This window comes from Parasaccharibacter sp. TMW2.1890, from assembly GCF_023337645.1.
In the GTDB taxonomy this organism is placed as follows: domain Bacteria; phylum Pseudomonadota; class Alphaproteobacteria; order Acetobacterales; family Acetobacteraceae; genus Bombella; species Bombella apis.
In genome coordinates, this window is sequence record NZ_NWUV01000001.1 from 220,311 (window position 1) to 239,145 (window position 18,835).

An 18,835-nucleotide genomic window follows, 5' to 3' on the forward strand; every position below is an offset into this window, starting at 1 on the left:
GCATGGTGGGGACGACGGAGCTGGATAAAGATGGGGTGAGGCCCGTCACGCCCGGTGAGTTTTCTGACATCATGTCCCGGATCGGTCCTGTGGGGCCGGATGAGGCGGCGCATCCACTCTGCATCGCCGTGTCTGGTGGGGGCGATTCCATGGCATTGGCCCTGCTGGCCCGGGGGTGGAGGCGCCATGTTCTGGCGCTGGTCGTGGATCATGCCCTGCGGCCTGAATCGGCCGGGGAAGCTGCTCTGACCTGCCAGCGTCTTGCGGAACTGGATATTCCGGCACGGCAGCTCACGTTGGCCCCTCTCAGACCCGGCGGGATACAGAACCGGGCCAGAGAAGCCCGTTTCGGTGTTCTGGAAAGTGCCTGTATCGACGCTGGAGGCTCCGTTCTGCTGGTGGCGCATCATGAGGCGGACCAGGAGGAAACACTCTGGATGCGTCAGGAGCGGGGCAGTGGACCCCGGGGATTGTGTGGCATGGCGGCCCGGACTGTGCGGGGGCGGATCACTCTGCTGAGGCCGTTATTGGGGATTCGGCCGGAACGGCTGAAAATGACGCTGCGCACCGCTGGGGTGTCCTGGTGTGAGGACCCATCAAATCAGAACCGCCGTTTCCGCCGTGTGGAAGTCCGGCAGGATCTGACAGATGCCGGGCGGCGGGCGATGCATGTTCTAAGGCAGGGTGCCTGTGCCAGACAGAAGAGGGTTGAGGATCGGCTGGCGGCTCTCATGGCCTGTGGGGTAGCCTGGCAGCCGGAAGGATGGCTGAAACTTGCACCGGAAATTCTTCAGCTGGGGGGCGGTGAGGATCATGACACGGAGCCGTTGCTGGAGGATGAATTGCTGGGGCGGCTGATCCGCCTTGTGGGGGGGCAGGATTATGTGCCTTCCCGTCAGGCTGTTGTGGCCCTGCGGCGGGCTGGAAAAGGCTCTCTGGGGCGGGTCTGCCTGCATCCTCTCCGGGCGCGGGAAACAGGCTGGATGCTGTACCGCGAGGCCCGGAACCTGACGGAAAAGCGTCCGGCCCGGCATGGGCAGTGCTGGGACGGGCGCTGGCGGTATCTGGGGCCTGATCATGCGGATGCGGTCGTGGCGGCTCTGGGACCGTGGCAGCGGGCGGGGCGGGCCGTTCCGGCCTGTGTTCTGCCCGCTCTGCCTGCCCTGTGGGTTGGGGGTGAACCTGTTGCAGTTCCAGAGGGCATGAGAGGGCTGCGGCCCGACCTGCCCCGTGTGACTTTTGTCTGGGATGGGGGAACGCCCCTGACAGGGGAACGGGACTGGACGGGATGAAACAGGCCGTGCGAATGAGGCGGAATCAGGGTTTTTCATCCATTTTGGCCTGATGGGGGTGGGAACGCTGCCAGAAATACCTATCTTGAAGGCACTGAGTGTGACGCCGGCCCGGCCTGTGCGTCCCGATTTGTGAGGTTTTTGAAGAGATGAAAAACATTGGCCGTAATGTTGCGATCTGGGTGGTCATCGTCCTGGCGGTCATCGGCATGTTGGCGGCATTCCAGCCTGGGGGCAGCCGACAGGCCGTTCAGAAGATCGCCTATTCTGACTTCGTGCATGATGTGGAGCGTCATGAGGTCCGGTCCGTTACCATCCGGGAGCAGAACATTTCCGGCGTGCTGACCAATGGTACGTCGTTCGAGACCTATGCTCCGTCCGACCCCTCGATGGTGTCCCGGCTGACGGCAGCTGGAGTTGAGGTGACTGCCCACCCGCCCCAGAGTGATGATAATCCCGTTCTTCGTTACATTGCGGCTTATCTGCCGATCATCCTGATGCTGGGCCTGGGCTTCATGGTCTTTCGCCAGATGCAGAATGGCGGGGCCGGGCGGGGGGCGATGAGCTTCGGCAAGTCCCGTGCCAAGATGATGGTGGAGAAGAAGGGGCGCGTCACCTTTGCTGACGTGGCCGGGGTGGATGAAGCCAAGGAAGACCTTGTCGAGATTGTCGACTTCCTCAAGGACCCGCATAAATTCACCCGTCTGGGGGGACGCCTGCCCAAGGGTGTTCTGCTGGTTGGTCCTCCCGGTACAGGGAAGACCCTGCTGGCCCGTGCCGTGGCTGGCGAGGCCAATGTGCCGTTCTTCAGCGTTTCCGGATCCGATTTTGTCGAGATGTTCGTCGGTGTTGGTGCATCCCGTGTCCGTGACATGTTCGAACAGGGGAAGAAGAATGCGCCCTGCATCATCTTCATCGATGAGATCGACGCCGTAGGCCGCCAGCGTGGTGCTGGTCTGGGAGGTGGCAATGATGAACGTGAGCAGACACTGAACCAGATGCTTGTGGAGATGGATGGTTTCGACAGTAACGAGGGGGTCATCCTCATTGCAGCGACCAACCGTCCCGATGTGCTGGATCAGGCTCTGCTGCGTCCGGGCCGGTTCGACCGGCAGGTCGTCGTGCCCAACCCGGACATGCTGGGGCGTGAAAAGATTCTTCAGGTTCATCTGAAGAAGCTGCCCCTGTCTGCGGATGTCAACCCAAGGGTGATTGCACGGGGCACGCCCGGTTTTTCGGGTGCGGAACTGGCCAATCTTGTCAATGAGGCCGCCCTGTTTGCGGCACGGCAGAACAGGAAGGTCGTCTCCATGGCCCAGTTTGAGGAGGCCCGGGACAAGATATGGATGGGTGCCGAGCGCCGGTCTGCCGTCATTGAGGAGGAAGAAAAGCGCATGACAGCCTATCACGAGGCTGGCCATGCCATTGCTTCCGTGCTGACCCCGGGGACAACCCCCATCCACAAGGCTACGATCGTGCCTCGTGGGCGGACTCTTGGCATGGTGATGAGCCTGCCGGACAAGGACCCTGATGTCATATCCCGTCGGGAGGCCTATGCCCGCATCGTCGTGGCCGTGGCCGGGCGTGTGGCGGAGGAGATCATTTATGGTCATGATGCCGTGACCAGCGGTGCGGCCTCCGACATCAGCCAGGCGACCAGCACAGCCCGGTCCATGGTGGCACAGATCGGCATGAGCGAGCTTATCGGCATGGTGGACTGCACGGACAGGAGTCAGATTTCCGGCCAGACAGGTCGTGAGATCGACCAGGAAGTCCGCAAGCTGATCGATCAGGCATATGGCCAGTGCAAGCATACTCTTCTGACCCATATTGATGCCCTTCATGCCCTTGCTGCGGCGCTGGTGGAATATGAGACGCTGACGGGCGAGGAAGTGAAAAAGGTCATCCGGGGGGAACCGCTGGGCAAGGAAGAAGAGGAGGAATATTCCTTCAATGGGCGTCGTCCGTCGGTGCCATCTTCCGGTGCCATGTCGGGCGCTGCCAGTGGGGGAGAAGTGGCCTCCCAGCCGGCCTGATCGGGCTGAGGCTATTCTGGTCTGACTGACAGGGATGACGGGCGCATGGCAGCACTGGCCATGCGCCCGTTCTGTTTATGAAAGGCTTGCGTATCGGGGGAATGGCTGGCATTGCAGGGAGCATCTGGTGCAGGAAGGCAAGCCCTGTCAGCTGTTGGCAGAAGCCGCATATGGTATGGAAGACGGAGGGGAAGTCATGGCAGACGGGCGGAAGTTTTTCGGGACTGACGGGATCCGTGGCGAGGCCAATACGGCACCCATGACGGTGGAGATAGCCCAGAAGCTGGGGCAGGCGGCGGGTCTGTATTTCTGCCGGCAGACAGGGCGCCAGCATCGCCACACGGTTGTGCTGGGCAAAGATACGCGTCTTTCCGGTTACATGATCGAGTGTGCCCTGGTGTCCGGTTTTCTCTCGGCAGGTGTGGATGTCGTCCTGCTGGGGCCGCTGCCTACGCCTGCTGTTGCTTTTCTGACCCGCTCCCTGCGGGCTGATCTGGGTGTCATGATTTCGGCATCCCACAATCCTTTCACGGATAACGGGATCAAGCTGTTCGGCCCGGACGGGTTCAAGCTTTCCGATGCTGTTGAGGCAGAGATCGAAGCCCTGATGGGGGACGATTTGAGCGGACAGCTGGCATCGCCGGCGGCCATAGGGCGGGCCTCCCGCCTGAATGATGCGGCAGGCCGGTATATTGAGAGTGTCAAATCGTCCTTTCCGCGGGGATTGCGGCTGGATGGCCTGAAAATCGTGCTCGATTGTGCGCATGGTTCTGCCTACCGTGTGGCACCTGCAGCCCTTTGGGAACTGGGGGCAGAGGTCATAACCATAGGGGCCTCACCGGATGGGTTGAACATCAATGATGGTGTCGGCTCTACCCATCCGCAGGCACTCTGTGAAGCTGTGCGGGCTCATGGGGCAGATTGCGGTATTGCGCTGGATGGGGATGCGGACCGTGTCCTGTTCACCAATGAGCGGGGCGAGCTGGTGGACGGGGACCAGATACTGGCTCTCATCGCTACACTCTGGAAGCGCATGGGGCGGCTGAATGGTTCCGAGATCGTGGCGACTGTCATGTCCAATATCGGGCTGGAGGATTATCTGGCAACGCAGGGGCTAAGCCTGTATCGAACGGCTGTCGGGGACCGTTATGTTGTGGAGCGCATGCGCCAGACGGGAGGCAATCTTGGCGGGGAGCAGTCCGGCCATATGGTGCTGTCCGATCACGCCACAACAGGGGATGGCCTGCTGGCGGCGCTTCAGGTTCTGGCAGCTCTGGTGGAATCCGGCCAGCCAGCCAGTGAGCTGTGTCATCTTTTTGAGCCTTATCCCCAGACCCTGAAAAATGTGGCCTACAAGGGTGATAATCCCATGAAGCATCCGGCCCTTGGGGAGATTGTCAGCTGGGCGGAAGAACGGCTGAAGGGGAAGGGGCGTCTTGTACTGCGGGCCAGCGGGACAGAACCGTTGATCCGCGTGATGGTGGAGGCCCGGGACAGGGCTCTGGTAGCCGAGGTCGTGGACCGGGTCAGTGCCCATATCCAGACGTTGGCCGGAGCCTGAAAAGCCTTTCCCTTTCAGTAAGGAAAAAGCCCCTGCACCATGGGGCAAGGGCCTTTTTCTTTACTTCACGGGAGATGGGAGGGCTGCTCCGTGCCTGGATTTCAGCCTGCCTGACGCAGGGGAGCTGACCCTTCGGTAAAGCCTTGCGAAGAAGCAGAGGTACCAGCCGCCACGGCCGGATCCTGAAGGATGTAACCCCGACCCCAGACGGTGGTGATCATGTGTTCGGCACCGAAGCGCTGAAGCTTGCGCCGCAGCTTGCAGATGAAGACATCAATGATCTTCATTTCGGGTTCGTCAATGCCACCATAGAGATGGTTCAGGAACATGTCCTTGGTGAGGACTGCACCCTTGCGCAGGAGCAGCAGCTCCAGAATGGAATATTCCTTGCTGGTGAGGTGCAGGAAGTGACCATTGACGCTGACCATCCGGCTTTCAAGGTCCAGTTCCAGCGGGCCAACGCGCAGGCGTGATTCAGCGATGCCGTAAGAACGGCGGGTCAGAGCCTGGATGCGCGCCTGGGTCTCGCTCATGTCGAAGGGTTTGGTAACGTAGTCATCAGCCCCAGCTGAGAAGGCGGCCACCTTGGTCGGGGAGTCTGTCCGGACGGACAGAACCATGATGGGCGTGGAGATCCGGGAGCGCCGGACCTGACGGATGAGCTCTTCTCCCGGCAGGTCGCTCAGTACCAGCTCGGTTATGAAGAGATCATATTCATAGTGCTTGAACATGTTGAGGGCTTCATCGGCGGTTTTGACGTGGTCGACCGCGTAAGAGGACTTCCCCAGTACCTTTACCAGATGGCTTACAGCGCCGCTGTCGCTATCAGCGATGAGAATACGCATAATTTCAACTCCCCTTGGAACGGTTGTATTATGGAAGAGATTTTTTATGAAATGCAACCTTTGATTGTTTTTTTAGCAATCCATACAACCAGAACTTTCGTCGTATATGTCAGGATCATAGGACTTTTTTGTGTCAAATAATGGGTTTTTTGATGTTTTTCTTTACAGAAAAGAAGAATATGATAGGCTTCTGATAAGGTAATATGAAGTTATACTTACATTTAATTTATATTTTTTTTTTAAATACTGAAATTATTTTCAGCAATTACCATAGTAAAAAATTGTATTTAAATATAAGTGAAAAATTAAGCAACAATATAGTTTTGCTAAATGGGCCTGTCGAACAAGGGTTATAGAACGTTCCTAATTTTTTTTATGGGAACGGGGCAGGTCATCAATTCTTTTAATGATAAAATAAAACTGTTTTAATCCTATTTCGAGGGTAAAACATTTGGAAATAGGATGTAGGAGGTCCGAATCGTTTCAGGCTTCACCGCTCTTCGTATCGGTGGAGGCCAGAAGCTGGGTGATCTGTTCTGGCGTGCCGATCAGGGCGCAGGCAACGGGATGGGTCCTGTCTGCAACCAGGACAATGCGTGTCTGCGTAGAGCTGGGGAAAAGGTCTGTTTCCACGGTAAAGACGGAGGCATCCTGCCTGTCCTGTGCCTTTGCCCCACGGGCCGCCTCGCTGAGGAGGCGGGCGCAGATGCGCTCCAGTGCGGGGAGCAGGCGGTTGGCTGTCTGCTCCTCCGTTTCAATTCCGTCGGTTGTGGAGCGACGGTGATGGGTGACCAGCTCGACCCAGCCTGACCGGGTCAGGAAACTGGGGATACCCGTATCGGGTGTCTCCCGCTCGGCACGGAGGATGAGGCCGGTCCGGGCGAGGGAGAGGATGTCCAGCTTTGGCAGGCGGGCGGGGTCAAGAGCAATGGTCACGGTTACTGTTTCCTTGGAGGGGTCAGACCCATTCGCCAGAGCGCATGAGGGGTGTGCGCTGGCCATCCTTCAGGCCGTCAATGTTGATCCTGTCGGAACCGATCATCCAGTCGATATGGATGATGGAATGATTGGCTCCACGGGCGATCAGCTCTTCTTCACTCTGCCCTTCAGGGTTGGTCATGCATTTCGTGTAAGCCTGCCCAAGAGCGATGTGGCAGGCGGCATTCTCATCGAACAGGGTGTTCTGGTACAGGATGCCACTCCGGGAGATGGGGGAGGAGTGGGGTACGAGGGCAACCTCGCCAATGCGGCGTGCGCCTTCATCACTGTCCAGAATGCGTTTCAGCACATCTTCGCCTTTGCTGGCATGAGCCTCCACGATGCGCCCCTTTTCGAAGCGGACCCGGATTCCGTCAATCAGCGATCCCTGATGGAAGAGTGGCTTGGTGCTGGAGACGGTCCCTTCCACACGGGCACAGTGTGGGGTGGTGAAGACTTCCTCTGTCGGGATGTTCGGGTTGCAGACAATGCCATTCTTGGCTTCTTCGGCACCACCGGCCCAGAGGTGGCCATCCGCCAGCCCGACCGTCAGGTCTGTGCCCGGTCCGGTGAAGTGCAGGGCGTCGAAGCGGCGGTCATTCAGCATGGCAGCACGGGCATGGAGGGTCCGGTTATGGTCCGCCCAGGCGGCTACCGGGTCGGCCACATCCACGCGGGAGGCCTGGAAGATGCCATTCCACAGGGCGGTGAGGGCTTCCTCTGCTGGCAGATGTGGAAAAACCTGCTCGGCCCAGGCCGGTGTGGCGCAGGCAATGATGTTCCAGTTGATGTCAAAATTGGTGATGCGTTCCATGGCCGGACGATAGGCCGTGGAGCTGGCCCGGCTGACACGGGAGATGTGGTCCGGGTTCTGGTCCTTCAGCAGGGTCGGGTTCCCCCCCGTGATGGCCATGCGGGCGGCTCCTTTGCCAAAGGCTTCCGCCATGCCGTTGGCTAGCCAGCCCGCTGCCGTGTCAAAGCTGTCTTCATGACCGTGCTGGAAGCGGGCCAGCGTAGTCTCATCATCCTGATACAGGGTTGTGACCAGTGACGCTCCGGCCTTGTATGCATGGGCCGTGATGCGCCGGATGAGGGGTACGGCTTCCAGCCCTGCCGTGATGATGAGCTGCTGGCCAGGTGTGATGTTCAGCCCCGTACGGACGGAAACTTCGGCCAGACGGTCCAGAAGCTGGTCATGTGTGAAAGAGGATGTGGGCATGGGTCTGTCCTGTTAATCTGTAAAATGATGAGGGGGCTGATGCGTCAGCGGGGCAGCAGGTCATCCAGTGCGGCCAGCAGGGCGTCCATCTCCTCATCCGTGCCGATGGTGATGCGGAGCCAGTCGCTGATGCGGGGGCTGCCGCCCTGATGGCGGACGATGATGGCCCGCTCCCGCAGGCCGGTGAAAAGCGTGTCAGCTGGGCATGAGGGGTGATGGGCCAGAATGAAATTGGCCGTGGAGGGCAGGACCGTCATGCCACGCTCCCGCAGGGCTGCCACGGTGCGCTCCCGTGTGGCGATGATGCGGGTGGTGGTCTGTTCCAGCCACTCCGTGTCCCGGATGGAGGCCTCAGCCCCGGCCTGTGCCGGGCGGGACAGCGGATAGGAGTTGAAGCTGTCTTTTACCCGTGTCAGCCCTTCCACCAGCTCCGCCGAGCCGATGGCATAGCCCACGCGCAGCCCCGCCAGACCGGAGGATTTGGAGAAGGTACGGACGATAAGAAGGTTGGGATAACGCTGTGTCAGGGCCACGGCGCTGGTCCCGCCGAAATCGACATAGGCTTCATCGATGATGACCGTCTGGGTATTGAAGCGCTTCAGAAGTCCTTCAATGGCTGGCAGGGGCAGGCTGATGCCGGTGTTGGCATTGGGATTGGCGATTATGACACCACCAGCCGGACCGTCATAATCGTCTGGTGCGATGGTGAAATCATCCCGCAGGGGAATGGTGCGGTAATCCAGCCCGAACATCTGGCAGTAGATCGGGTAGAAGCCATAGGTCACATCGCTGAACAGGACCGGCGCATCGTCACGGAAGAGGGCCCGGAAGGCGTGGGCCAGGACCTCGTCAGAACCGTTGCCGGTGAAGACGCACTCGACCGGAACTCCTTCCTGTTCAGCAATGGCCGTGCGCAGGGCCAGGGCTGTCGGGTCTGGATAGAGGCGCAGGTCATCAGTTACGCTGGCCTTCATCGCTTCCAGCGCACGGGGGGACGGACCGTAGGGGGACTCATTGGTGTTCAGCTTGACCAGATTGGTCATGCGGGGCTGTTCACCGGGGATGTAGGGCTGGAGGTCGTGGACCTGCCGGTTCCAGAAACGGCTCATGGGGCGGTGGCCTCCGCAAAGAGGCTGCCAAGGCCCTGGCGGTGGGCAAGGTCTCTGGCGGAAAGGCCTTCCGTATCCCGGATGTCCGGGTTGGCGCCACGTTCCAGCAGCAGGCGGGCCATGCCCTGCCGTCCGAACATGATGGCAAACATGAGCGGCGTGCGCCCGGCATGGTTGGCCTGGTCGATATTGGCGCCACGCTCCAGCAGCAGGCGGGCAATGGCCTCATACCCCTTGAAGGCCACACCGGAGAGCGCCGTGGCCCCCTTGGCGTCCACGCCGTTCGGGTCGGCCCCGTTGTCCAGCAGCAGGCTGGCCGTGTCGAGCTGGTCGTTGTAGGTGGCGACGATGAGGGGTGTATAGCCCCGGCTGTCGGCACAGTCTGCCGGCATGCCGGCCTCAAGAAACTGCCTGACCAGATCATTCTCACCATTGCGGGCCGCATCGATGAAGAGAGCGGTGATCTGCTCCGGGGTGAAGGACATTTCGGGCTGCGTCATGGATGGGCTGCCTTTGCGGTAAAAGAATGGGTCGTGTCAGAGGCCTCTGAATGTCCTGCCTGCCGGTGGTCAGGTCAAGGGGGAAAAGGCCTTTCTGGCGTGCAGGATATGTGGTTGCGGCAGGCCTGATGGAAGAGGGCAGGCTGACCGGAATCTGCCGCCGGGTCTGACAGGTCCAGCCTGTCTGTAAGGGATGGGTAGGAAAATTGATCTTATTTGCCGGTAGGGCATTGCGTTCTTTCGCAGGATAAGGCCACTTGTGAAATATCCGGACTGCATCGGGCCGTGTTAAGGGGCATGAGCCTGCTGTGGGTGATCGGATGATTGTTTGAATTGAGGACGTTAGATCAGTGAACAGTATGCTGTCGAAAATGAGCATAGACACGATCCGCACATTGGTGATGGATAGTGTGGAGCGTGCAAAATCCGGCCATCCGGGTACCGCAATGGCTCTGGCCCCGGCCATGTATGCTTACTGGCAGTTTACGATGTATTATAACCCGGCCGATCCCTTTTGGCCGGGGCGTGACCGATTTATCCTCTCGGGTGGGCATGCGTCCATCCTTCTCTATGCCACGGTGTTTCTGGCCGGGGTGAAGGATATTGAGAACGGGCAGGTGGTCGATCGCCCCGCCCTGACGCTGGAAGACCTGAAAAATTTCCGCCGTTTTGAATCCCGCACACCGGGCCATCCCGAATACGGGCTGACAGCCGGGGTGGAGATCACGACCGGCCCGCTGGGGCAGGGGTGCAGCAGTGCGGTGGGCATGGCCATGGCCGAGCGATGGCTTGCCACACATTACGGCCGCCCGGGGTTCGACCTCTTTGGCTATCACATTACCTCTTTCTGTGGTGATGGGGATATCATGGAGGGGGTTGCGGCCGAGGCCGCATCCTTGGCCGGACATCTGAAGCTGGGCAACCTGACATGGGTGTATGACAGCAACCGCATTTCCATTGAGGGCTCCACGGATGTGACCTTCACGGAGAATGTGGCCATGCGGTTTGAATCCTATGGCTGGCAGGTGCTGGAAGTTGCTGATGGCAACGACGTGCCTGCCATCTGTGAAGCCCTGAAACAGGGACGGGAGGAAACCTCCCGCCCGACCCTGATCATTCTCAGGACGATCATCGGTTATGGGGCACCGGGCAAGGCGGGAACGGCCTCTGCCCATGGTGAGCCGCTTGGCATGGAGGAGCTGGCAGGGGCCAAGAAGGCCTATGGCTGGCCCGAAGATGCGCCGCATTTTACCGTGCCGGATGGCGTGCAGGAGCATTTCGAGGCACTGGCCGGGCAGCGTGGTGCCAGAGCACAGGCGGAATGGGAGGCACGGTTTGCCGAGTACTGCGCCCGTTATCCGAAGGAAGGGGACGAGCTGCGGCACATTTTTGCCGGAACCCTGCCAGAAGGCTGGGAAACGGAGCTGCCTGTCTATCCGGCGGATGAGAAAGGGCTGGCCTCCCGCCAGAGTTCCGGGGAGGTGCTCAATGCCGTGGCATCCCAGTTCCCCTGGCTGGTTGGCGGGGCGGCGGACCTTGCGCCTTCTACCAAGACGCTCATCAAGGGCGCCCGGTCGGTGCAGGCCCCTTCAAACATGGTGCAGGAAGGGGCTGGCTATGATGGCCGCAACATGCACTTCGGTGTGCGTGAACATGCGATGGCCGCCATCTGCAACGGCTTGGCCCTGAGTGGCCTGCGGCCTTTCTGTGCGGGCTTCCTGATCTTTTCTGATTACATGAAGCCCGCCATCCGTCTGGCAGCGCTGATGCACCTGCCGGTGATCTATGTGTTCACGCATGATTCCATCGGCGTGGGGGAGGATGGCCCGACCCATCAGCCCATCGAGCAGCTCGCCCAGTTCCGGTCCATGCCGGGGCTGACCATGCTGCGTCCGGCAGATGCCAATGAGGTGGTGGAAAGCTGGCGTGTGGCCATGCAGCATCGTGCTGGCCCCGTGGCCCTTGCCCTGACACGGCAGAACCTGCCAACGCTGGACCGTACCCGGTATGCCTCGGCCGAGGGTGTGGCCCGTGGTGGCTACGTTCTGGCGGACTGTGAGGGTGAGCCGGAGATTCTGTTGATGGCGTCCGGCTCCGAGGTTTCGCTCGTGGTCGGTGTCTATGAGCGGCTGAAGGCTGAAGGCGTGCGGGCCCGTGTGGTCTCCATGCCAAGCTTCGATCTGTTCGAGAGCCAGGACAGGGCCTATCGTGACACCGTCCTGCCACCTTCTGTCCGTAGGCGTGTCGGTGTAGAGATGGCTTCCGGCTTTGGGTGGGACCGCTATGTGGGGCTGGATGGTGTCGTCATTGCCATGAACAGCTTTGGGGAATCCGGCGCAGCAGCAGAGCTGATGGCGAAGTTCGGCTTTACGGTAGACTCTGTTTATGAACAGGCCCGCCAGTTGTTACAGAAGGCAGACTGACTGGATAAGGAGTGAGAGTGATGGAAAACACCCCGCCAGAGACACCTTTGACCCGTCTGGTCAGCCATGGGCAGTCCATCTGGCTGGATTTCATCCGGAGGGATTTCATCGAGGATGGCCGTCTGGCAGCCATGGTGAAGGAGGACGCCCTGAAAGGGGTGACCTCCAACCCGGCCATTTTCGAGCAGGCCATTGGCCATGGTGCGGAATATGAGGAAGCCGTGCAGGCCCTCCTGGCCAGCGGCAGCCTGACAGCCGGTGCGCTTTATGAGGCGCTGGCCGTGGAAGATATCCGTCAGGCCTGCGAGGTTCTGCGGCCCGTGTTTGACGAAACCGGCGGACGGGATGGCTATGTCAGTCTAGAGGTTTCTCCTTACCTGGCAGATGATGCTGAAGGCACGCTGGCAGAAGCCCGCAGGCTCTGGCAGCGTGTTGGTCACCCCAATGTGATGATCAAGATTCCGGCGACGGAAGAGGCCATTCCAGCCATTGAGCAGGCTACTGCCGAGGGCATCAACGTCAATGTCACGCTCCTTTTTGCGCTGGGCATGTACGAGAAGGTGCTGGACGCCTATCTGCGGGGGCTGGAGGCCAGGGTGAAGGCCGGTCTGCCGGTGAATCACGTTGGCAGTGTGGCGTCTTTCTTTGTCAGCCGGATTGATGGGCGCATTGATGCCCGCATCGACCGCCGTCTGGCCGCCGGTGACCCGGAAGCCGAGGCGTTGAAGGCCCTGCGGGGGCAGGTGGCCATTGCCAATGCCCGCATGGCGTATCAGCATTATCTCAGGGTAACGGAAAGCCCGCGCTGGAAAGCTCTGGCAGGGAAAGGAGCGCAGACGCAGCGTCTTCTCTGGGCCAGTACGAGCACGAAGGACAAGGCCTATCGTGACGTGCTGTACGTGGAGGAGCTGATTGGCGCTGATACGGTCAATACATTGCCACCCCGTACGCTGGAAGCCTTCCGGGATCATGGCATCCCGGAGGAGCGCCTTGCGCAGGGTGGAGAGAGCGCCAGCCTGATTCTGGCAGAAGCAGGGCGATTGGGGCTTGATCTGGACAGTGTGACCACCACCTTGTTGGAAGAAGGTGTGACGGCTTTCGAGGTCGCTTTTGATGGATTACTCGGTGCGGTGGCAGCCCGCCGGGAAGCTGTTTTGGGGGAACGTCTTATGCGAGTATCCTTGGCATTGTCGGGTGAGTTGGAAAATGCCGTGGTTGCGGCGGGCAAGAGCTGGAGCCAGGATGGCAAGGTGCGGCGCATCTGGGAGCGTGATGCGTCCGTCTGGACCGGTGGGCCGGAAAGCCGATGGCTCGGCTGGCTGGATGTGGTCAAGAATGGCCGTGCGGCTCTTGAGTCTTATGAGACCTTGGGCCGTGAGGTGAAGGAACGTGGCTACAGCGATGTGCTGCTGCTGGCCATGGGCGGTTCCAGCCTCGGACCGGAAGTGCTGGAGGAAACCTTTGGCCGAGCCCCCGGTGGCCCAAAGCTGCATGTTCTGGACAGTACGGACCCTCAGCAGGTTGCCAGCTTCGGCCGGGCCATCGATCCGGCCAACACGCTGTTCATCGTGTCCAGCAAGTCCGGCAGTACGCTGGAGCCGAACATCCTGTTCGCCTATTTCTGGGATCAGGCGGAGAAGGCCCTTGGCCGTCAGCCCGGTGAGCGTTTCGTCGCCGTGACGGACCCCGGCTCATCGCTGGAAACACTGGCCAGAGACCGTGGCTTTGCCCATATCTTCCACGGCAACCCGGAGATCGGCGGGCGGTATTCCGTTCTGTCCGCCTTTGGTCTCGCTCCGGCGGCGGCGGCAGGGTACGATGTCCGGGCCCTGCTGGACAGCACGCAGCTGATGATCGAGGCGTGCGATGCTTCCGTACCGCCTGTGACAAACCCTGGTGTCAGTCTGGGGCTGGCCCTTGGGGTGGCGGCCACCAGTTTCCGGCGGGACAAGGTCACGTTCGTGGCTTCGGAGAAGATCGCCTCCCTCGGTGCCTGGCTGGAGCAGCTTCTGGCTGAAAGCACCGGCAAGAACGGTACGGGGCTCATCCCTATTGATGGCGAGCCGCTGGGGGCGCCGGAGGTTTATGGTGATGACCGCATGTTCGTGGAACTGCGGCTGGGGCATGAGCCCGTCAGTCCGGGGATCAAGGCCCTGCGGGAGGCGGGACATCCTGTCGTGACCCTGCATCTCGAGGATGTCGGGCAGATCGTGCAGGCGTTCTTCGTGTTTGAATTTGCCACGGCGGTGGCTGGCTCCGTGCTGGGAATCAATCCTTTTGACCAGCCTGATGTGGAATTCAGCAAGGTTGAGACCCGCAAGCTGACCAAAGCCTATGCCGAGACGGGCCATCTGCCGGAAGAGACGCCGTTCGCCCAGGATGGAAACCTCGCTTTTTACGCTGATGAGCGCAACCGTGAGGCGCTGGGCAGCGGTAGTGCAGAAACCATTCTGAAAGCTCATTTTGACCGTGTGGGCAAGAACGACTATATTGGCCTCCTCGCTTACATTGAGCGGAACAAAGCCCATATCGCCTGGGAGCAGACGGTGAGAACAGAGTTGAGGGATCGGCTTCATGTCGCCACGGCGGCGCAGTTTGGTCCACGGTTCCTCCACTCGACAGGTCAGGCTTACAAGGGGGGCCCCAACAGCGGTGTCTTCCTGCAGGTGACGGCGGATGATGCTGCGGACCTGCCCATACCGGGACACGCTTACAGCTTTGGTGTCGTCAAGGCCGCTCAGGCCCGGGGGGATTTCGACGTTCTGGCCGCTCGTGGCCGTCGTGCGCTGCGTGTGCATGTTGTCGGTCCCCTGCATGAAGGACTGGACCGTCTCGCTCAGCTGGTGACAGATATTCTAAAAGGAGCTTGAGGATGCGTATCGGAATTATCGGACTTGGCCGCATGGGTGGCAATATTGCCGTCCGCCTGACCCGCAAGGGGCATGATGTTGTCGTGTTCGACCGGACTCCCGCTGTCACCGAGAAGATTGTCGAGCGGTCAGAGAAGGGGCGTGCCCAGGGGGCCGAGACCTTCGAGAAAATGGCCGAACTCCTTTCCAGTGAGGAGCGTCGTGTCATCTGGGTCATGCTGCCAGCTGGCAAGGTGACGGAAGACTGCATACAGAAGCTCGCCCCGCTGTTGGGCAAAGGTGACATCATCATCGATGGTGGCAACACCTATTACAAGGAAGATATCCGCCGGGCGAAAGAGCTGGGCGAGCGTGGCATTGATTATATCGATGTCGGGACCTCTGGTGGTGTCTGGGGGCTGGAGCGTGGCTACTGCATGATGTATGGCGGCGAGAAGCACGCTGCGGATTATGTGGACCCCATTCTGGATGCGCTGGCTCCGGGCATGGGTGATGTGCCCCGCACGCCGGACCGTGAGGATGATGGCCGCCACGACCCGCGGGCCGAGAGGGGGTATCTTTACTGTGGTCCGGCCGGGGCTGGTCATTTCGTGAAGATGATCCATAACGGCATCGAATACGGCATGATGCAGGCCATCGCTGAGGGTTTTGATGTGCTGGCCAGCAAGAACTCCGAAAAGCTGCCGGAAGATGAGCGTTATGACCTGCATCTGGCTGATATTGCCGAGGTGTGGCGCCGTGGCAGTGTCGTGTCCTCCTGGCTGCTGGACCTGACAGCCGAGGCGCTGGCCCGTTCTGGTGATCTGAGCGAGTTCAGTGGCGAGGTGCAGGATTCCGGTGAAGGCCGCTGGACGATCGAAGCCGCCATTGAGGAGGCCGTGCCTGCCCCGGTAATGACCGCAGCCCTTTATACCCGTTTCCGGTCCCGTACCGGCAACAATTTCGCCGAGAAGGCTCTTTCGGCCATGCGGTATGGATTTGGTGGCCATACCGAGCGCAAGAAATAAACTGTTCTGGAGAATGGGGGATGCGGTAGGGGGCCGCACCCCTTCTTCCCCCGTGAGGGAGGAAGATACTCATGACAGAAACATCCCCCAGGATCAGGCTGGTGCTGTCCGATATGGATGGCACCATTCTTGGTTCTGACAGAACCATTTCTCCCACAACAGGCACGGCCGTCCAGCATCTGGCAGAGCGGGGTGTGGCTCTGGCGCTCGTCAGTGCCCGCATCCCGGCGGCTGTGCTGCCTTATGTCCGGCAGCTCGGGCTGAAAGGGCCCTGTGCCGGATTTAATGGGGGCGTCTTTTTCATGCCGGATGGCACCATTCTGAAGAGCCACCATTTTTCTGTCGGGGATCTTGCGGCCATTCTCGAAGCTCTGTCTCCTTTCCCTGTGGAGGTCTGGTTTCAGACAGAACAGGAATGGCTGGTGCGTGACAGTCGGACGCTGCTGGCAAAGCGGGAGCAGGAGTTGACGGGCATCACGCCCCGGGCAGTATTTTCATGGCCCGTCACGCCGAAGACCGTGAACCGCCTTATGGTCTGTTCTGACGATACAGCCCTGATTGCCCGGCTGGAAGCCGAGCTGGCGGCTCCTTTTGCCGGGCGGGCGAGCCTGCTGCGTTCGGCCCCACACAAGTTGAACATCACACCTGCCCTGGCCACGAAGGGCGAGGCGGTGGCAGAGCTGGCCAGACTGTATGGCGTAACACCGCAGGAAGTGGCTGCTCTTGGCGATGCCCCCAATGACATCCCGATGCTGCAGGCGGCTGGCATGGGCATCGCCATGGGGCAGGCGCCGGATTCCGTGAAGAAAGAAGCCACCCATGTGACCGGAAAACCTGATGAAGGTGGCTGGGCATATGCTGCCGAGACGTTCATTATGCCGCTAGCCCCCTGCCAGCAGGGGAGATGACGTGATTCGGAGGGTACGGGTATGACGACAGACATGCGCCATGCGGTCGTAGAGGTTCTGAAGGACTCAGAAGCCGTGGCTATGGAAATGGCCAGACTGCTGATCAGGACGGTGAAAGAAAAGCAACAGGGCAGGGTGCGCATTGCTCTCTCTGGTGGATCCACGCCCAAGCAGCTTTTTGCGATTCTTGCCCAGCCCGACATGGCCCGGCAGGTGGACTGGTCCCGTGTCGAAATTTTCTATGGGGATGAACGTCACGTGCCCGAGGGCCATGCGGACAGCAACCATGCCAGCGCCCGGGAGCTGCTGCTCTCCAGGGTCTCCATCCCGGCGGCTCAGGTCCATCCAATGCCGACAGCCGCTACGGTTGCGGAAGATGCTGCCAGCTACCAGAGCGTTCTGGAACAGGCCTATGGTGCCACGAAGCTGGAAGCAGGCCGCCCGCTGTTTGATATCGTCATGCTTGGCCTGGGTACGGATGGGCATACGGCATCCCTGTTCCCGGGGGAGCCTGTCCTTGAGGAAAAGAAGGCCTGGGTTGGCGTCGCAGCGCCCCGTACGGCCCCGCATGAGCGCCTTACGCTGACCTACCCGGCCATTGCCTCCAGTGCACTGGTCGTTTTCCTTGTCACCGGGGAAAATAAAGTACCAATGCTGGCCCGTTTGCGTCAGGGGGATGGCAGCATCCCATCAGGGCGTATTGTTTCCGAGGGGAAAATCCTCATACTGGCCGATGAAGCCGCTGCTGGAGAGCTTTCATGAATGTAGATGACTGTAAACGTGCTGCTGCCCATCTTGCTGCAAGCCTCGTCAAACCGGGGATGGTCGTCGGGCTGGGGACAGGCAGTACCGCAGCATTCATGATTGAAAGGCTCGGTGAGCGTGTTGCCGGGGAAGGGCTGGATATTCATGCCATCCCGACCTCCGAGGAATCGACAAGACTTGCCCGTGCAGCGGGGATTCCGATCACGACGTTTGCAGAACATTCCGTAGTCGACATCACCATTGATGGCGCAGATGAGGTGGAGCGCAAGACGCTGAATCTCATCAAGGGGCTGGGGGCTGCTCTGCTGCGTGAGAAGATCGTTGCCCAGGCGTCACGGCGTTTTGTCGTGATCGTGGATGTAACCAAACCGGTTGACCAGCTTGGCCAGCGGGTGCCTGTACCAGTGGAGGTTGTTCCATTTGGCTACGAGGCAACGGCAGCCCGTCTGGAGGCTCTGGGGGCAAAGGTCATCCGTCCCCGTCGGCATCTGACAGGCGAGCTGCTTATTACCGATAACGGGAACAGGATACTTGATTGCGCTTTCGGTCCGATCAGTGACGTGCAGGCTCTCGCCACGCGTCTGGATGGTACGGTAGGCGTGGTGGAGCATGGTTTGTTCCCCAATATGGCAACCGATGTGCTGGTTGCCACCGAACGGGAGGTTGAACAATGGACGCCATGACAGAAAAAGAAGCCGCCAAGGCTGCATCGGGTATTGCTCCGCATTACATTGTGGTGATGGGGGTTTCCGGCAACGGCAAGACCACTGTGGCTGAGCTGCTTTCCAAGAGCCTTGGCTGGCCGTTTCAGGAAGGTGATGACCTGCATCCCAAAGCCAATGTGGAAAAGATGCGCAGTGGCCACCCGTTGACGGATGAAGATCGTGCCCCCTGGCTGGAGCTGTGCCACGACTGGCTGGCCAAGTGCGCCGAGAAGGGGACCGGTGCCGTGCTGACCTGTTCCGCCCTGAAGAAGAAATATCGTGATGCGTTGGCCAAGCATATTCCGGTCCAGTTCGTCTACCTGAAGGTGGACCCGAAGATCATAGAGGACCGGCTGAAGCACCGTGTCGGGCATTATATGCCGCCGACCCTTCTGCCGAGCCAGCTGGCCACTCTGGAGGAGCCGACAGATGACGAGCCGGTGATCCGTGTTCCTGGTGATGCAACGCCGGAAGAGCTGCGGGACCGTGTGATTGAGCGTCTGCGTGTTGTCCCCCCGCCGAAGGTGGTGGACTGATACAGGGTCGGTTATTACCGGTTCAGTGATGGCCCTTTCTTTGGGCATCAGGAAATGGCGGGGCCTCTGGCTCCGCCATTTT

Annotated in this window: 15 protein-coding genes; 10 read left to right on the forward strand and 5 right to left on the reverse strand. The window is 60.1% G+C overall.

Annotation, left to right across the window (positions count from 1 at the left end):
• Positions 1-2 precede the first annotated feature (2 nt).
• The 3 genes from tilS to glmM all read left to right on the forward strand — a co-directional run bounded on the left by tilS (position 3) and on the right by glmM (position 4,889).
• Positions 3-1,292, forward strand: coding sequence for a tRNA lysidine(34) synthetase TilS (gene tilS, locus CPA54_RS01010; protein ID WP_249085388.1), 1,290 nt, complete (start codon positions 3-5; stop codon positions 1,290-1,292).
• 149 nt (positions 1,293-1,441) lie between these two features.
• Entirely contained in the window at positions 1,442-3,328 is a 1,887-nt protein-coding gene (gene ftsH / locus CPA54_RS01015; protein WP_043560846.1) for an ATP-dependent zinc metalloprotease FtsH, read from the forward strand.
• 196 nt (positions 3,329-3,524) lie between these two features.
• Entirely contained in the window at positions 3,525-4,889 is a 1,365-nt protein-coding gene (glmM, locus tag CPA54_RS01020; protein ID WP_043561575.1) for a phosphoglucosamine mutase, read from the forward strand.
• Positions 4,890-4,990: 101 nt separating this feature from the next.
• Here glmM and CPA54_RS01025 read toward each other — a convergent pair whose 3' ends face one another.
• The 5 genes from CPA54_RS01025 to CPA54_RS01045 form a co-directional block, all read right to left on the reverse strand.
• Entirely contained in the window at positions 4,991-5,734 is a 744-nt protein-coding gene (locus CPA54_RS01025; RefSeq protein ID WP_248630366.1) for a response regulator transcription factor, read from the reverse strand.
• Positions 5,735-6,217: 483 nt separating this feature from the next.
• On the reverse strand, positions 6,218-6,670 hold the full coding sequence (locus CPA54_RS01030) for a hypothetical protein (RefSeq protein WP_081563440.1): 453 nt from the start codon (positions 6,668-6,670) through the stop codon (positions 6,218-6,220).
• Positions 6,671-6,692: 22 nt separating this feature from the next.
• Positions 6,693-7,931: an aminopeptidase gene (locus tag CPA54_RS01035; RefSeq protein ID WP_043561572.1), complete on the reverse strand. Its 1,239-nt coding sequence runs from the start codon at positions 7,929-7,931 to the stop codon at positions 6,693-6,695.
• Between the two features lie 44 nt (positions 7,932-7,975).
• Positions 7,976-9,040, reverse strand: a complete 1,065-nt coding sequence (gene hisC, locus CPA54_RS01040; RefSeq protein ID WP_081562945.1) for a histidinol-phosphate transaminase — start codon at positions 9,038-9,040, stop codon at positions 7,976-7,978.
• Positions 9,037-9,540 carry an ankyrin repeat domain-containing protein gene (locus CPA54_RS01045; RefSeq protein ID WP_043560832.1) on the reverse strand — a complete coding sequence of 168 codons (504 nt, stop codon included), beginning with the start codon at positions 9,538-9,540 and terminating at the stop codon, positions 9,037-9,039. The genes hisC and CPA54_RS01045 overlap by 4 nt, the downstream gene beginning before the upstream one ends.
• A 371-nt stretch (positions 9,541-9,911) precedes the next feature.
• Between CPA54_RS01045 and tkt the strand changes: the two genes are divergently transcribed.
• The 7 genes from tkt to CPA54_RS01080 all read left to right on the forward strand — a co-directional run bounded on the left by tkt (position 9,912) and on the right by CPA54_RS01080 (position 18,753).
• Positions 9,912-11,963, forward strand: a complete 2,052-nt coding sequence (gene tkt, locus CPA54_RS01050; protein WP_232086305.1) for a transketolase — start codon at positions 9,912-9,914, stop codon at positions 11,961-11,963.
• A gap of 20 nt (positions 11,964-11,983) precedes the next feature.
• Positions 11,984-14,833 carry a bifunctional transaldolase/phosoglucose isomerase gene (locus CPA54_RS01055; RefSeq protein ID WP_249085678.1) on the forward strand — a complete coding sequence of 950 codons (2,850 nt, stop codon included), beginning with the start codon at positions 11,984-11,986 and terminating at the stop codon, positions 14,831-14,833.
• Positions 14,834-14,835: 2 nt separating this feature from the next.
• Positions 14,836-15,840, forward strand: coding sequence for a phosphogluconate dehydrogenase (NAD(+)-dependent, decarboxylating) (gnd, locus tag CPA54_RS01060; protein WP_043560825.1), 1,005 nt, complete (start codon positions 14,836-14,838; stop codon positions 15,838-15,840).
• 71 nt (positions 15,841-15,911) lie between these two features.
• Positions 15,912-16,748, forward strand: a complete 837-nt coding sequence (locus CPA54_RS01065) for an HAD family hydrolase (RefSeq protein ID WP_249085389.1) — start codon at positions 15,912-15,914, stop codon at positions 16,746-16,748.
• Positions 16,749-16,769: 21 nt separating this feature from the next.
• Positions 16,770-17,510 carry a 6-phosphogluconolactonase gene (pgl, locus tag CPA54_RS01070; RefSeq protein ID WP_043560822.1) on the forward strand — a complete coding sequence of 247 codons (741 nt, stop codon included), beginning with the start codon at positions 16,770-16,772 and terminating at the stop codon, positions 17,508-17,510.
• Complete coding sequence (rpiA, locus tag CPA54_RS01075) at positions 17,507-18,196, forward strand: ribose-5-phosphate isomerase RpiA (protein WP_043560820.1); 690 nt, start codon at positions 17,507-17,509, stop codon at positions 18,194-18,196. Before pgl ends, rpiA begins: the two co-directional genes overlap by 4 nt.
• Entirely contained in the window at positions 18,193-18,753 is a 561-nt protein-coding gene (locus tag CPA54_RS01080) for a gluconokinase (protein WP_043561569.1), read from the forward strand. The genes rpiA and CPA54_RS01080 overlap by 4 nt, the downstream gene beginning before the upstream one ends.
• Positions 18,754-18,835: the final 82 nt, after the last annotated feature.

What these genes read in the sequence shown, in the direction of transcription:
- tilS (WP_249085388.1), top strand. Translation starts at nt 3, where the DNA reads ATGGTGGGGACGACGGAGCTGGATAAAGATGGGGTGAGGCCCGTCACG.
- ftsH (WP_043560846.1), top strand. Translation starts at nt 1,442, where the DNA reads ATGAAAAACATTGGCCGTAATGTTGCGATCTGGGTGGTCATCGTCCTG.
- glmM (WP_043561575.1), top strand. Translation starts at nt 3,525, where the DNA reads ATGGCAGACGGGCGGAAGTTTTTCGGGACTGACGGGATCCGTGGCGAG.
- CPA54_RS01025 (WP_248630366.1), bottom strand. Translation starts at nt 5,734, where the DNA reads ATGCGTATTCTCATCGCTGATAGCGACAGCGGCGCTGTAAGCCATCTG.
- CPA54_RS01035 (WP_043561572.1), bottom strand. Translation starts at nt 7,931, where the DNA reads ATGCCCACATCCTCTTTCACACATGACCAGCTTCTGGACCGTCTGGCC.
- hisC (WP_081562945.1), bottom strand. Translation starts at nt 9,040, where the DNA reads ATGAGCCGTTTCTGGAACCGGCAGGTCCACGACCTCCAGCCCTACATC.
- CPA54_RS01045 (WP_043560832.1), bottom strand. Translation starts at nt 9,540, where the DNA reads ATGACGCAGCCCGAAATGTCCTTCACCCCGGAGCAGATCACCGCTCTC.
- tkt (WP_232086305.1), top strand. Translation starts at nt 9,912, where the DNA reads ATGAGCATAGACACGATCCGCACATTGGTGATGGATAGTGTGGAGCGT.
- CPA54_RS01055 (WP_249085678.1), top strand. Translation starts at nt 11,984, where the DNA reads ATGGAAAACACCCCGCCAGAGACACCTTTGACCCGTCTGGTCAGCCAT.
- gnd (WP_043560825.1), top strand. Translation starts at nt 14,836, where the DNA reads ATGCGTATCGGAATTATCGGACTTGGCCGCATGGGTGGCAATATTGCC.
- CPA54_RS01065 (WP_249085389.1), top strand. Translation starts at nt 15,912, where the DNA reads ATGACAGAAACATCCCCCAGGATCAGGCTGGTGCTGTCCGATATGGAT.
- pgl (WP_043560822.1), top strand. Translation starts at nt 16,770, where the DNA reads ATGACGACAGACATGCGCCATGCGGTCGTAGAGGTTCTGAAGGACTCA.
- rpiA (WP_043560820.1), top strand. Translation starts at nt 17,507, where the DNA reads ATGAATGTAGATGACTGTAAACGTGCTGCTGCCCATCTTGCTGCAAGC.
- CPA54_RS01080 (WP_043561569.1), top strand. Translation starts at nt 18,193, where the DNA reads ATGACAGAAAAAGAAGCCGCCAAGGCTGCATCGGGTATTGCTCCGCAT.